Source organism: Psychromonas aquimarina ATCC BAA-1526, from assembly GCF_000428725.1.
Lineage (GTDB): Bacteria > Pseudomonadota > Gammaproteobacteria > Enterobacterales > Psychromonadaceae > Psychromonas > Psychromonas aquimarina.
In genome coordinates this window covers 24,078-38,342 of sequence record NZ_AUAM01000042.1, presented here as the reverse complement: position 1 = coordinate 38,342, position 14,265 = coordinate 24,078, and the positions used below count along the sequence as shown (strand labels likewise).

Here is a 14,265-nt window from a genome sequence, read left to right as displayed (position 1 = left end):
AAGTAGCAGCTACCTTCTGTTACCGTTCGACTTGCATGTGTTAAGCCTGCCGCCAGCGTTCAATCTGAGCCATGATCAAACTCTTCAATTTAAAGTTTAATTTGCACCGAAGTGCGGCTCAATATTACTGACTAAAACTAATCACCGAAGTGATTGGTTATTCTGAATTAATGAATTAATTCGTGTGTCACTAAATATTGATGTTGCCTTACAAGTAAGGTCTTTGATTTTTTTGAAATCACATCAACAATAAGTGTCCACACAGATTGTTTGATTAAATTGTTAAAGAGCGTGCCTTTCGGCGAGGTGCGTATATTACGTCACCAGCGAACAATGTCAATGGTTAATTTTTGTTTTTAACAACGTTTAACGCCTTTAAAAACTTAACCTCTTTTGTTCTCATTCACCGGGTAACCTGCGTTACATCCCGTGTCTGTGGGGGCGCATTATAGAGATCAGACGAATGTTGGCAAGTGTTTATTTGAAATTATTGTAATTAACTGTTCAAACGAACAATTAACAAACAAAGTGCGGTTTTATTAGGCATTACAGCTATATTTTACAGCTGATAATTTTATCGAAGTGCTTTTTTACAAGTAATTTATTACTTAATAAACGGGAGACTGCAAAGCCGGCGGCGGCGCACAGTATAGAAATTGCAATGATTAGACCTTCATTATAATCTGAAAGCTGTTTCGTAATTAATGCGCCGACAATAAAGAATAGAAGCGGTACCAGATAAACTACAACTGCACTTGTCACTAAATCGCTATTATTGATCTGCAACTCTACATAGCTATCTTTCTGCATTCCTTTTTGAAAAGGAACTTCAAACTGATGAGTTTTATCTGAAAAAGCTTTAGAGACGACGCCAACGCCGCAGTCAGTTTTATTCTGACAGGATGAGCAGGCTGATTTAGATATACACTCGATACGAGCAATACTTTTATCACCCTGCTCTTCTATCGCTATTATTCTTCCTGTTTCTCGAATCATCGAAACTCTCTACTGAACCCTTGAAATTGATTCGATTAAACGCTTTGCGGTAATAATTGGAATGTCACCAACAACATTATATTCGATATCATTGTTCTGATAAGTATATAAGACTGTTGCTCCGCGCTGAATAATTTTTTGTTTTTCAGCCAAAGCTATTTTTTTGGCTGAAATATAAATTGATACACTAACAATACCGTCATTAATCATAATGTAAGATACAGGCTCATTTTCCTTCATCACTAAATTATGCTGATCATCCTTAACGACTTTAAATCCTGTCGGCAGCCAGTTTACTTTCCATAAAGAAGCTTGTTCCGGTGATGGTTTATGTAAATGCAGGACTTGAGGCAGCTGCTGCTGACTTAATTTTTCCAGCCAGGGGTTTACCTGTTCAGTAACAACTAATGATACAACCATCACCTGCTCTAGAATTAAATTTGATTTATCCAGCGTGTCCAGCTGCAGCGGTAAGTAAGAATCAGTATCTAACCAGACTACATAACTATAGCGATATTCATCTCTGCTTATCATTCTAATTGCTATTGCTCGTTTACCCGCAATGCGCCCTTTGCCTAAAATAATATATTCATAGCTGTTCTGACCTTTGCTGTAGTCAAAGTTAGCAATATTAGCAAAAACACTGCGATCTTGAGCTGATTCCAGAGTGTAAGCTTGAGCCCCCTGCTCAAAATAACTAACTTTTCCCGAGTATTGTAGTGATTCACGCATAATTCCATTTAAATAACGGAAGTATGCAAGCCCTTCACCATCAATAACACCGTGAATTAACTGTTTGGGTTCAATTTGATTTTGTAAACTGTTTAAATATAAAATTTCGTAATTTTTTTCGTTATATGCGGCCTGCATCAGCTGTAGATATTCAATTGCAGTTAACGTTTCTTTTGTTTCAACTGCCTGTACTGTTTTGCTTACTTCTACCTGTTCATTTACTTCCGCGGCAAAACCAACGTTACTGATTAAAGCAGAAATGCTGATAATCAAAGTTGTAAAAAACTGCTGGCGCTTCATTAATTTCCCTTATAACTATACTTACAATCACACTTTTCAGCTTACGGCTGTGTCTGCAGCTGCAGCTGATGATCTTTTAACAAAGCTTCCAGACGTTCATTACGCTGTTTGATTGATTCTTTTAACTGCTTCTGATTTGTCTGCAGACTAACAGGTGTTACGGCACCACCAAAGGGCACTGTATTTAACACTTCAATTCCGCTGTTATTATTTTCAACACCCGGCTGTGATGTTACAAGATTTGTTAATACAACAACACCGGCAACAGAAGCGGCAATGGCATATTGACCAAAGCGTTTTACAAACGAGATAACATTACTGTTTTTATTCTGCTGCGCTTTATCTTTGTTAACTGATGTATCCAGCTGAGTTACTTGAGCCACAGGCTGAACCTGACTGATTTCAGCCATTACACTTTGACTAACATCAATATTCAGAGACTGATCTGCCGCTTCACCACGCATGACATCACCAATAAGCTGATAACGAGAAAACTGTTCCTGTTGTTTTTCATTTGCCATAAGTTCGCTAAGTAATTGATCATCAATTATTTCATTATCGAAAATGGCAGACAACTGTTCATTATTTTCTTTCATTGTATTTTCCAATTAATCTTCTAATAAAGGTTTTAACTGCTTATCTATCGCTTCCCTGGCTCTGAAAATACGCGAACGTACAGTGCCGATGGGACAATCTTCAATATGCGCTATCTCTTCATAACTCATTCCTTCGAGCTCTCTTAATGTAATGGCTGATTTTAATTCAGCAGGCAATTGCTCAATGGTATCTAAAATAACGCTTTTTATTTCCTGAGAACGTAAAATACCTTCCGGATCATCTACTTCTCTTAATGCGTCACCACCGTCATAACTATCTGCTTCCATCGCATCAATATCGGAAGCAGGAGGTCGACGCCCCTGACTGGTTAAATAATTTTTCGCTGTATTAACCGTTATGCGGTATAACCAGGTATAAAACGCACTGTCGCCTCGAAAAGAAGGCAGTGATTTATACACCTTTATAAACACTTCCTGGGTAACATCGGCGATATCACCACTGTTACGCACATAACGCGTTAATATATTAGCAACACGGTTTTGGTACTTTCGAACCAATAATGTAAAAGCCGCCTGCTCCCCATTTTGAATACGCCGAATTAATTGTAAATCTAAATCTCGCTCATGCATTGAGCTACTCTACCTATAATTATGTGGAGCCTTATCGGCGTTCACTGTTATGACTTTTTATAAAAAAGAAAGTTCCAAATAATTTCAAAAGAAATCATTTTTTGGATAGACTGCACACTTAACGTACCTAAATCAATTGAAAATGTGTGTTAAGAGCCAGCCGGAAGTAACCGTATCAGCTGTTACAGAACCTTAATTCATATAACTTATCGTTTTTGTTGACTGCCGCATTTCAAGACGGTCTGGGTATACAATGGAACCCTAATCGAAAATATACATTAATTACAGAGCATATAGTGCCATGAAAGAAAGTAAATCAATAAGTGAACAACATGTTTGTGACGTCTTAATTATTGGCGCCGGCGCAGCTGGACTTTCATTAGCCTTAAAACTGGCCCCCCATGCAAAAGTTAACGTTTTAAGTAAAGGAAAACTCTCGGAAGGGTCTACTTTTTATGCCCAGGGCGGTGTAGCCGCGGTCTTTTCTGATACTGACAGTGTTGACTCTCACGTGGAAGATACCTTAATTGCCGGTGCAGGTTTATGTGACGAAGAAGCTGTTCGTTTTGCCGTCAGTAACGGTAAAGAGAGCATGCAGTGGTTAATTGATACCGGTGTGAACTTCGATACCGAAATTGATGAACAAGGCAATACCCAATATCACCTAACCCGCGAAGGCGGTCATTCTCATCGACGGATTTTACACGCGGCAGATGCAACCGGCAGCGAAATTGAAAACAGCTTATTAAGCGCAGTACGAAAGCACCAGAATATCACCCTTATGGAAGGTTATAACGCCGTTGATCTGATCACCAGCCGCAAATTAAACCTGCCGGCCAACCGCGTGCTGGGTGCCTATGTATGGAACCGTAAAAAAGAACGCGTTGAAACAATCAAGGCGCATTTTGTAAGTCTGGCTACCGGCGGAGCAAGTAAAGTATACCAGTATACCAGTAACCCTGATGTATCCAGCGGTGACGGTATTGCTTTGGCGTGGCGCAGCGGCTGCCGCATTGCGAATATGGAATTCAATCAGTTCCACCCGACCTGTTTATATCATGCTGAAGCACGAAACTTTTTATTAACCGAAGCCCTGCGCGGTGAAGGCGCCCACCTGCTGCGCCCCGACGGTACACGTTTTATGCCTGATTTTGATGAGCGCGCAGAACTTGCACCACGAGATATTGTGGCACGTGCTATCGATTACGAGATGAAACGCTTGGGTGCTGACTGCATGTACCTCGATATCAGCCATAAATCAAAAGATTTTATCGTTAAGCACTTTCCGACAATTTATAGACGCTGTTTACTGCTGGGTATTGATATTGCCCACCAGCCGATACCTATTGTGCCGGCTGCTCACTACAGCTGCGGCGGAGTGATGATCGATCATCACGGCCAGACAGATATAGACGGTTTATATGCAATCGGAGAAGTTTCATATACCGGACTGCACGGTGCTAACCGTCTAGCCTCAAACTCTTTATTAGAATGTGTTGTTTATGCACATGCAAGCGCCAAAGATATCATTAACCGCCTGCCTTTTTATAAAGAACGTAAATTCGCAGATATTCCAGACTGGGATGACAGCCAGGTTGAAGATTCAGATGAAGAAGTTGTTATTCAGCATAACTGGCACGAACTGCGTTTATTTATGTGGGATTACGTAGGTATTGTGCGTACCGACAAACGCTTAGAACGCGCACTGCGCCGGGTGCAGATGCTGCAGCAGGAGATCAATGAATATTACAGTCACTTTAAAGTCGGCAATAATCTGCTGGAATTAAGAAATCTTGTGCAGGTTGCTGAAATTATAATAAAAAGTGCCATGGAGCGGAAAGAAAGTCGAGGTCTGCATTATAACCTTGATTATCCTGAACAGCTGGATAACCCGCAGCCTACCATCTTAAGTAAGAGAGATTAAATAAATCTGTTGTTTATTTTAAATCCCGCCCGATATTCACCAGTCGGGCGAGTAACCTGTACTGTTCTTCCGTCACAGCATCCCGATAAATCACAATATATGCTTTAGCTTTCGCTCTATTAAGTCCGGTAAAACAATTATCTGGTTTGCTGTGCAGCGATAAATAGATACAGAAACTATTATAGAAAGAGGCACTGCTGATTGTGGCGCTTATTATTTCTTTATCAGAAAATTCAACTTCGATATCTCCGGCATCACTAACCTTAAGGTTATATCTCTGCGCATAGGCCTTTTCAGCCGCATAAACAGCGAGCATCAGCAGCAGGACGGCAAAGATAAGAGTCACAACAATAATTTCAAAAAACAGCAGAATAAATAAGATAAGAGAAAAATAAAGCGTGAAAACAAAAACACCTCCATAAACAGAGGTGTTAACAGCAATATTATGCTTTAACGCGCTTAAGGATGGCATCGATCATGCTCTTCAGTTCAAGATCCGGGCAGGGAGTATGCCCCATAAACCAGGAAAACAGCTCGGGATCCTCGCAAGTCAGCAGACGCTGAAAAATAACTTTATCAGCATCGATTAAATCATCATAAGCTTCATTAACAAAAGGCATGAATAACACATCAAGCTCTAACATACCTCGGCGACATGCCCATAATAAACGTGATTTACTGACCATTTCTGTCATTCTTTTGATTTCCTGTAATAGAATAAAGTGCTTCTACATCATAACAACAACAAATTATTAACAGCAACTGCTGACAAAATAGGTTGTGAGCTATACCATTGTAAAATATAGAAACAGTATCAAAATGAGGCCGCAAATGCTTAAACTTAGTCAACTTGAAAATATCAGCCAGCTACCGGATTTAGCTTTATGTCCGCTTGATAGTTGGGATTTAATCAGTGTAACAGGCGAAGACCGCATCACTTTTCTACAGGGGCAGCTCACTTGTGATTTAACTAGTTTAAAACCCGGACAGCAGACACTGGCGGCTCAATGTAATCCGCAGGGAAAAGCATGGAGTATTTTCCGTGTTATTGTATTAGAAGACCGTATTCTGCTGACTCAGCCAAGCTCAGTCACTGCTAAACAACTGCCGGAATTACAAAAATATGCGGCTTTTTCAAAAGTTGAAATAAACAAAGAGACTGAATACAGAGCATTTGGTTTAGTGGGCCGTAAATCAGCTCAATATATTGCCGAAGAGGTCGATACTGCGGCCACACATGATCAAAGCCGTTTATTAGAAAGCGGCACAGTTATCATCAAGCAGCCTTACCCGTCATTACGCTACTTAGCGGTTATGAAAAATGAGACCGCAGAAGAATTATTAGAAGATCTGCAAAACCGTGCTGAAATTTTTGATGACAGCTTATGGAATGCCATGAATATCGCTTCGGGTATCGGTTTTATTGAACCAGAAACGTCAGGCCTATTTATCCCGCAGATGCTTAACCTGCAGGCACTTGACGGTATCAGCTTTACTAAAGGCTGTTATATCGGACAAGAAACGGTAGCTCGTGCAAAATATCGCGGCGCCAATAAACGTGCCCTGTTTATTCTTACCGGCCGGGCAGATGATGCACCTAAAGCAGGCGACACAGTACAGATTTTATTAAACAATAACTGGAAACGCTGCGGAACCGTTATTTCAGGGTGCCAGTACGGCGACGGACACATTGAAGTATTAGCGGTATTACCAAAAGACAGCAGCGCCGACGATGTTTACCAGATAAAGGAAATTGAAGGCTCAACACTCTATTACGCTCCGCTTCCATATCAGGTTGAAGAAGATTAAAAGAGCAATCAGTCAACCCTGATCATATTCAGGGTTGATTCCTGCCGATAAATTACAAATCCGGAGAAAAAGAGGGTATATTTACCTGTCCTTGGAAAGAATGTTATAATCCTCACACTTTTGTATCCGTGCGTTGATTTTATCTAACTGATAGCAGGTTCTCGATTGAATCCAGAAATAAAAAAATTACGTGATAAATCCGATGAGTTTAATCGTCTACGGATACAGTCAGCACAAGTTTTAATGGGTGAAGACGAACTTAATATCTTTCAAGCCTTTCCGCTGCTGCTTCACTTCAACCACCCTGCGTTGCCTGGTTATATAAACAGTGACACTCCGGCGGGTATCTGCCAGTTTGAAATAACCCAGGCGCACCGCCGTCTTGCTGATAATTTCCTTCATGCGCAGTTACCGGAAAACAGTAATCAGGAACCGGATATTATCGGCCTTTACGCCATGGGCAGTACCTCGTCGATAGGTCAGTCTTCTGAAAGTGATTTCGATGTATGGATCTGTTATCCGCACCAGCTTGATGAAAAAAGAGTTAAGCTGCTGCAGGAAAAGTCTTTACTGATCAGCCGCTGGGCAAATAGTTTCGCAGTTGAGCTTAATTTCTTTCTGATCCCCGATAATAAATTCCGTATTGATAATACTGCGGGCATGACGAAAGATGCATGCGGTTCCTCACAGCACCTGCTGTTACTTGATGAATTTTACCGCACGGCATTACGTGTTGCCGGGAAACGCATTTTATGGCGTCAAATCCCCATTGAACATGAGCATAATTACGACGACTACGTGCAGAACCTCTATAACAAGGGTGAACTGATCCCTGAGGACTGGTTAGATTTAGGCGGCTTTCACAGAATTCCGGCTGAAGAATATTTCGGTGCAACACTCTGGCAGCTATATAAAGGGATCGACACGCCTTACAAAGCGGTATTAAAAACCATTCTTATGGAAGCCTACTCCTGGGAATATCCGAATACCGAATTAATCGCAATGTCCTATAAAAAAAGCTTCCAGGAACAGGACCACTACGATGAGAACCTCGACCCTTACTGCTTAATGCTGGAAAAAGTAACTTCATATTTAACCAGTATCAATGACAGCAAACGTCTTGAAGTGGTGCGCGCCTGCTTTTATCTGAAAACCGAAGAAAATCTGTCCAAAGTCTGTCTTAACGACAATACAGCCTGGCGTCGTACAGTATTAAATAAATTTGTCAGTCAATGGCACTGGGATGCAGGACAAATTGCGGATCTGGATAACCGCAATAACTGGAAAGTAAACGAAGTAACCAAAGCTAAAGATGTTTTATTAGATGCGTTAATGACCAGTTATCGTAAATTACTCAGCTTTGCCCGCGATAATAATATTGGTGAATCGATCAGTGCTGAAGATATCGGCATTTTGTCACGTAAACTATATGCGGCCCATGAAACACTGCCGGGTAAAGTAGATCTGATTAATCCTAATATTTCACCGGATCTTTCCGAGCCTCACTTAAGCTTTATTCAGGTACCCGAGAATAGAAAAAATGCAGCCGGGTGGTACCTGTATAACTGCTCTCTGGATAATTACACCTTAATTAATACACCAACGCTGATGCATGCAAGATATCTTTCTAAACTGATATCCTGGTGTCATATGAACCGCTTATATGAAGAAGATACTAAACTGCATCTGTATAATCAGGGCTCAGATCTGGTTGATCAAAAGTTAAACCAGTTTATTCAGGATCTGCACTCGGTTTTTCCAATCTATGTGCCTAAAGCAAGCAATCAGGCGCTTAGTCAGCCCTGTGAAATAAAACAGCTGGCTATCTTTTTAAATGTCGAAAAAGATCCGACCCGTCACTGGCAGGATACACAGGAAAGCGAAGATAACCAGGTGGGTGATGTTTTATCATATGGCCAGGATAATGAATGCTTAATCGGCAGTATTGATCTTATTTACCGCAATTCCTGGAATGAAGTGCGCACACTGCATTTTGATAATGACTACGCAGTGGTGGATGCATTAAATACAATTCTAGGCAAGATGCATCAGGATGCGAAACCACCCGAACAGATCCATATATTCAGCTACAGCCGTCATTTTAAAGAACAGCTCAGTCAGACATTCAGAGCAAAATTAAGCGAATTTATACAGCTGCGCCTGGATTCAGTGTTCCAGCGCTCTGTGCAGACCTTATGGACCGGTGGACGAAAATTCGGTTTCTACTTTGAACGAACCGGGGTATCACTGCAGCATCTGGAAAGTACTGTTGATATTTACAGCCATATTTCCAGAAAAAAAATATCCACCAGCGTGATCAATTTAAAAAACACCCATTTTGATCAAACAGCTGAAATTATCGAATCACATATCAGTGAAGGTCTGATTCAGTTTTTCTTTGAAAATTATGCAGATGGTTTTAACGTTTATATTGCTAATGCCGACAATGAAGTGGAAACATTCCATAGCTTTGCCGGCAGTAAAGACGATTTAGTACAGAACGTAAACCGCTTTTATGCTTCCAACAACAATGAATTAAACAACTTAGACGAGCAGGTTAACTTCAACCTGCCGCAGTTTTATGAAATTGAGCTAGTTGAAAATAATGAGCTTGTTTTGTCATCCTTTAAAAGCAGCGCTAAAGCAAACGAAGAAGAAAACCGGAAATTATCCAGCTGAGCGGCAGCCGTTAGCTGTCGAAATACATTTTGAACGATAACGGCTGTACAACTATTCAGGACGCAGCCCCAAAGAGTGGCAGATCGCATAACTTAAATCACTGCGGTTTAAGGTATAAAAATGGAAATCTTTAATACCTTCCTGGCTTAATACTTTCACCATATCCATAGCAATGGTTGCCCCCAGCAGATTACGCGTCATCGGATCCTGATCCGTTCCCTGATAAAGTTTATGCATCCAGTCAGGCACATGTACATTAGTTAAGCCGGCAAACTTAACCAAGGTTTTATAATTAGAAACCGGCAGAATACCCGGTACTATGTCCCCCTCAATCCCCTGCTTAACACAGCGGTCGCGAAAGCGTAAAAAGGTTTCCGCATCAAAAAAGAACTGCGAAATAGCACGGTTGGCACCGGCATCAAATTTAGCTTTTAATACATCTAAATCAAATTGAGAGCTCGATGCTTCCGGGTGCTTTTCCGGATAAGCCGCCACTGATATATCGAAGTCACCTTCCTCTTTTAACAACTTCACCAGATCCGTCGAATACATATGCGGTTTCGATTCACCGTCAGGAATATCACCACGTAAAGCAACGATACTGCGAATATCATTATCCCAGTAATCACGCGCTATATTACGCAGTTCATCTTTACCGGCATCAATACAGGTTAAATGCGGCGCAGCAACCATGCCGGTTTTATGTTTGATATCTTTAATAATTTCATGGGTACGATCACGAGTCCCTGAATTTGCACCGTAAGTCACAGAGACAAACTTCGGTTTTAGTGTTTTTAAACGCTCAATAGACCCCCACAGAGTTTGTTCCATAGCAGGTGTTGCCGGCGGAAAAAACTCAAAAGACACACCCACGTCCTGTTTAATATCCGCAATACTCTGATTTAATTTAGCGACATGCTGTGCTGAAAAATAACCATCTGCCTGGCCCTGATAACTCATAACCTGTTCCTTCTGCATTCATTTAGACGTCTAGACTTCTTTAGTTACTATTAATCTAATCTAATATGAATTTATGTCAACCAACTTTATATAAGATGAAAATATCTCAACAAAGTACAAATTTTATTCAACAATGTTCGGCTGGACTTCTAGCCCTCTCGACGTATGGATTGCCAAGTAAAACAACACAGGATAAAATGGCCTTTCAAACATTACGGGATAAAAGAACATGTCTACAAAGTGGAACGGTGAATACATCAGCCCTTACGCTGAGCACGGTAAAAAGAGCGAACAAGTAAAGAAAGTAACTGTTTCGATACCTACCAAGGTTTTAAAAATTCTTACTGACGAGCGTACCCGCCGTCAGGTGAATAACCTGCGTCATGCAACCAACAGTGAACTGTTATGTGAAGCGTTCTTACACGCATATACCGGTCAGCCCCTACCAGAAGACGATGATCTTGATAAAAGCCAGGCGGCAGGTATTCCTGAGAGCGTTAAACGCTTAATGGATGAAAGCGAGTAAACACTGATCCGCTAAAATATAACAACAGGCTGAGTAACTTTATTACTCAGCCGTATCTCTACAGTTTATATATCCCCAAATTATTTTCCGGTTACGACTAATCCGCTTTCCCCCTACGAAGATAGCGGCGCCATAGCGCTTAATCTCAAACTTTCCTTAACAGCACAATAACAGGTTATTACCCCAACAATAATTACACCTGCAAAATAAGTCATTGACATGTTATTGATATGACTTATTATGACAAGACATAAAAAGCCATACCTATTTATTAAAATTACAGGATGATAATGATGATACTTAGAAAGTTAATACTCACCGCTTTGACTGTTTTTCTCCTCTCAGCCTGCACAGGCGGCAGCCCCAACCCGGAAAATACACAAGCAAAAGTAACCAGCAGTACGCTCGCTAATGGTTTATTTTACGCAATTCATGCCAAGCAGGAAAATTCAGACAAAATTCAGCTTCGTTTAATGATCAACGCCGGCTCTTTAAGCGAAACAGATACTCAAAAAGGCTATGCCCATCTGCTTGAACATATGGCGTTTAACGGCACCAAACATTTTCCAAAAAACAAAATCATTGAACTATTCGAAAAATCAGGCTTAACATTCGGTCAGGACATTAATGCTTATACCCATTTCGACGTTACGGTTTATACACTCACAGTGCCGAAATCAGATGCACAATTATTAGCAGATACAATTTTGTATTTACGGGATGTATTGACAGATATTGAATTTGATCAGGCAGAGTTAGATAAAGAACAAGGTGTTGTACAAAATGAATACCGCTTACGTGTTCCTCAGGAGAAACCCTACTATTACGCCATCTTTGATGATTATATAGCAGACAGCCCTTACGCGGATCGTTTACCGGTTGTCACTATTGAAAGTGTCGGTAACAGTACAGAGCTGGGTGTTAAGGCGTTTTATAAAACCTGGTACCGCCCCGACAATGCAAAACTATTAATTACCGGCGATGTAAACACCGTTGAAGCAGCTAGATTAATTAATGAAGCCTTCGCCAGTGTCCCGTCCTCACACAATAAAAGCAGGCAGGTTATACCGACAGTACCAAAAATAAATACTGAAAGTAAATCATACAGCAGCAAAGTAATTAACTATTCACAAAGTGATCTGTTTATTGAAATGCCCGCTTTCAGCATTAAAAGCAGCGATGATATAAGCCGTTCTATGCAGAGCCGGCTGCTTGATAATTTAATCAACTACCGGCTGAATGTACAAAATAACCAGCGTCCGCAGCCGTTTACTGAAATAGGTTTTCATAGTTTCGAATACTTCAGTAATCACCCGGTCAAACAGCTGTACGTTGTTCATAATAATGACCAATATCAGCAGGCTGTTAATTTTGCTGCACAGGAACTGGCACGCATCGAACAGCATGGCTTCAGCCAGGCGGAACTGGACCTGCAGCTTGAAGAAATCAGAATGTCTCTATCGGGACTGGAGAATGACTATATTAATAAAACATCGGAGCAGTTAGCCTCGGATACTATTAATTCATGGACAAGTGGAAATATTGAACACACTCTGGAAATAGAAAGGCTCGCATATCAGAAAACATTAGCCGAGGCGGATCTGCATAAGTTAAAGCAGCTTAGCAAAACCTTACTGCAGCAGCCTAAACAGTGGAACTTTGCCTACCCGTATCAAAGCCAGTCTCCAGACCTGGCTGCCCTGCAGAAAGCAGCTGCAGATACAATAAAAAAACCGACAGAAAAAGCCGACATCAAGATAGCTAAGCTCACCCTGCCGGTGATATCAAAAGGGAAAAATGCCAGCAGAATAGAAACTGAAAAGTATCACCCAGAAAAACAGCTCACCGAGTGGCAGTTAAGTAACGGTGTCAGTGTTGTACTGCAGCCGGATCACAGCGTTAAAAATTCAATATTTATGGGATTAAGCGCACCGGGAGGTACTAATTCACTCAGCACGGATCAGCTTCCGGCAGCACTGTATCTCTTTAACTCGTATATAAACAGCGGTATAGCAGGATTATCAGCACAGCAGTTAGAGCAGAAGTTCAATAATGCTAAAGTCTCATTAATCCCCTATATGGAGCAGAACATTCACGGCTTTACAATGACTTCGGAGAATAATCCTAAAAGTCTGGAACTGTTATTTTCTGTTTTATACAGCGCCTTTACTGAGGCCAGGATAAAAGAAACAGTATTTGCTGCAGAAAAAGAAAGAGTGATAGAGGCACAACAAAACTATCTGCAGCAGGCAATAACAAACACTCATAAACGTATGCGTAACAAGCTGTTTCCAGGCAATGCCTATCTACGGATTTTCTCCGTTGATGAGCTTAAAGCTGTTCAGCAGCAGGAAGTAGAAAAGATCTATCAAACCTTATTCTCTCATGCCAATGGATACACACTAACCATTGTCGGTGATTTTGAAGTAGATGATCTGAAAGCCGGTATTCTGCAGTATATTGCTGCTCTGCCGAGTGGTGAAATGCATAAATTTAATCATAATAGACAGTCAATTATTAAACACGCTTCTTCATTAAATGAAAATACCAACCCTCAGGATAATGCTGAAGTACTGTTATTCAGCATCACAGATACGCCGAATAAAAATATTAAGGAAATTTATCAAGCAGATCTCCTGCAGCGGATTATCAGCCGGAAACTAACAAAAATCATACGAGAAGAGCTGTCATTAACCTATAGCCCTTACGTTATGGTGGCAGACCAAAAACCAGGCATGGCATTCACTGAAGTAATGATCTCTGTTGTTGCAAAAGTAGAAGATGCACAGCAGACACAAACAGAGATCAGGCAGATCATAACAGACTTCATAAATAACGGCATTTCCGAAGAACAGTTAGCAGATCATAAAAAAGGCCTGCTCAACGGCATGTCATCAGTACTAAAAACTGCAGATGACAGGCAGTGGTTTTTACAGCGGGATCACCTGTACGGCTTTGAATTAAGCTCAACAGAAAAGGCGCAGTCTATTATTGAAGCCATCACACTAACAGATATGAACGCGTTCCTGCGTACCTATTTAGCACCGCAGCATACACTGCAGTTTATTAATATCCCTGATAAATCATAAACACGCGCAGAATGAAACAAAAGAAACAAAAGAAACAAAAAAGCCGCTTACTGGGTAAGCGGC

Annotated in this window: 12 protein-coding genes and 1 rRNA gene; 5 read left to right on the top strand and 8 right to left on the bottom strand. The window is 40.9% G+C overall.

All coding sequences use genetic code 11. The annotated features are described in order from the left end of the window. The 5 genes from G337_RS0115160 to rpoE form a co-directional block, all read right to left on the bottom strand. Positions 1–91: ribosomal RNA gene (locus G337_RS0115160) — 16S ribosomal RNA — on the bottom strand; the annotation flags it as partial. A gap of 461 nt (positions 92–552) precedes the next feature. Beyond that, on the bottom strand, positions 553–996 hold the full coding sequence (locus G337_RS0115155; RefSeq protein WP_028864653.1) for a SoxR reducing system RseC family protein: 444 nt from the start codon (positions 994–996) through the stop codon (positions 553–555). A gap of 9 nt (positions 997–1,005) precedes the next feature. Further along, complete coding sequence (locus tag G337_RS0115150) at positions 1,006–2,028, bottom strand: MucB/RseB C-terminal domain-containing protein (protein WP_028864652.1); 1,023 nt, start codon at positions 2,026–2,028, stop codon at positions 1,006–1,008. Positions 2,029–2,069: 41 nt separating this feature from the next. Beyond that, a complete protein-coding gene (locus G337_RS0115145) occupies positions 2,070–2,624 on the bottom strand; it encodes a sigma-E factor negative regulatory protein (RefSeq protein WP_028864651.1) in 555 nt (184 codons plus the stop codon). A gap of 12 nt (positions 2,625–2,636) precedes the next feature. Then, the gene (rpoE, locus tag G337_RS0115140; RefSeq protein WP_028864650.1) at positions 2,637–3,215 is read right to left on the bottom strand and encodes an RNA polymerase sigma factor RpoE; all 579 of its coding nucleotides are present in this window, start codon (positions 3,213–3,215) and stop codon (positions 2,637–2,639) included. 301 nt (positions 3,216–3,516) lie between these two features. On the opposite strand from rpoE, the gene nadB reads away from it, so the two are divergent. After that, positions 3,517–5,139, top strand: a complete 1,623-nt coding sequence (gene nadB / locus G337_RS0115135) for an L-aspartate oxidase (RefSeq protein WP_028864649.1) — start codon at positions 3,517–3,519, stop codon at positions 5,137–5,139. A 13-nt stretch (positions 5,140–5,152) separates the two neighbouring features. On the opposite strand, the gene G337_RS0115130 is transcribed toward nadB, so the two are convergent. Continuing rightward, positions 5,153–5,611 carry a protein YgfX gene (locus G337_RS0115130; protein WP_028864648.1) on the bottom strand — a complete coding sequence of 153 codons (459 nt, stop codon included), beginning with the start codon at positions 5,609–5,611 and terminating at the stop codon, positions 5,153–5,155. Continuing rightward, on the bottom strand, positions 5,583–5,834 hold the full coding sequence (locus tag G337_RS0115125) for an FAD assembly factor SdhE (RefSeq protein WP_028864647.1): 252 nt from the start codon (positions 5,832–5,834) through the stop codon (positions 5,583–5,585). Before G337_RS0115125 ends, G337_RS0115130 begins: the two co-directional genes overlap by 29 nt. Positions 5,835–5,970: 136 nt before the next feature. Here G337_RS0115125 and ygfZ point away from each other — a divergent pair, with 136 nt between their 5' ends. Next, positions 5,971–6,948 carry a tRNA-modifying protein YgfZ gene (gene ygfZ / locus G337_RS0115120; protein WP_028864646.1) on the top strand — a complete coding sequence of 326 codons (978 nt, stop codon included), beginning with the start codon at positions 5,971–5,973 and terminating at the stop codon, positions 6,946–6,948. Between the two features lie 165 nt (positions 6,949–7,113). After that, the gene (locus G337_RS0115115) at positions 7,114–9,627 is read left to right on the top strand and encodes a class I adenylate cyclase (protein ID WP_028864645.1); all 2,514 of its coding nucleotides are present in this window, start codon (positions 7,114–7,116) and stop codon (positions 9,625–9,627) included. A gap of 51 nt (positions 9,628–9,678) precedes the next feature. Here the strand turns inward: G337_RS0115115 and metF are convergent, their stop codons facing one another. Then, complete coding sequence (gene metF / locus G337_RS0115110) at positions 9,679–10,587, bottom strand: methylenetetrahydrofolate reductase (protein WP_028864644.1); 909 nt, start codon at positions 10,585–10,587, stop codon at positions 9,679–9,681. 229 nt (positions 10,588–10,816) lie between these two features. Between metF and metJ the strand changes: the two genes are divergently transcribed. Both metJ and G337_RS0115100 read left to right on the top strand, forming a co-directional pair. Next, the gene (gene metJ, locus G337_RS0115105) at positions 10,817–11,113 is read left to right on the top strand and encodes a met regulon transcriptional regulator MetJ (RefSeq protein ID WP_028864643.1); all 297 of its coding nucleotides are present in this window, start codon (positions 10,817–10,819) and stop codon (positions 11,111–11,113) included. Between the two features lie 290 nt (positions 11,114–11,403). Next, on the top strand, positions 11,404–14,202 hold the full coding sequence (locus G337_RS0115100) for a M16 family metallopeptidase (protein WP_037027616.1): 2,799 nt from the start codon (positions 11,404–11,406) through the stop codon (positions 14,200–14,202). Positions 14,203–14,265: the final 63 nt, after the last annotated feature.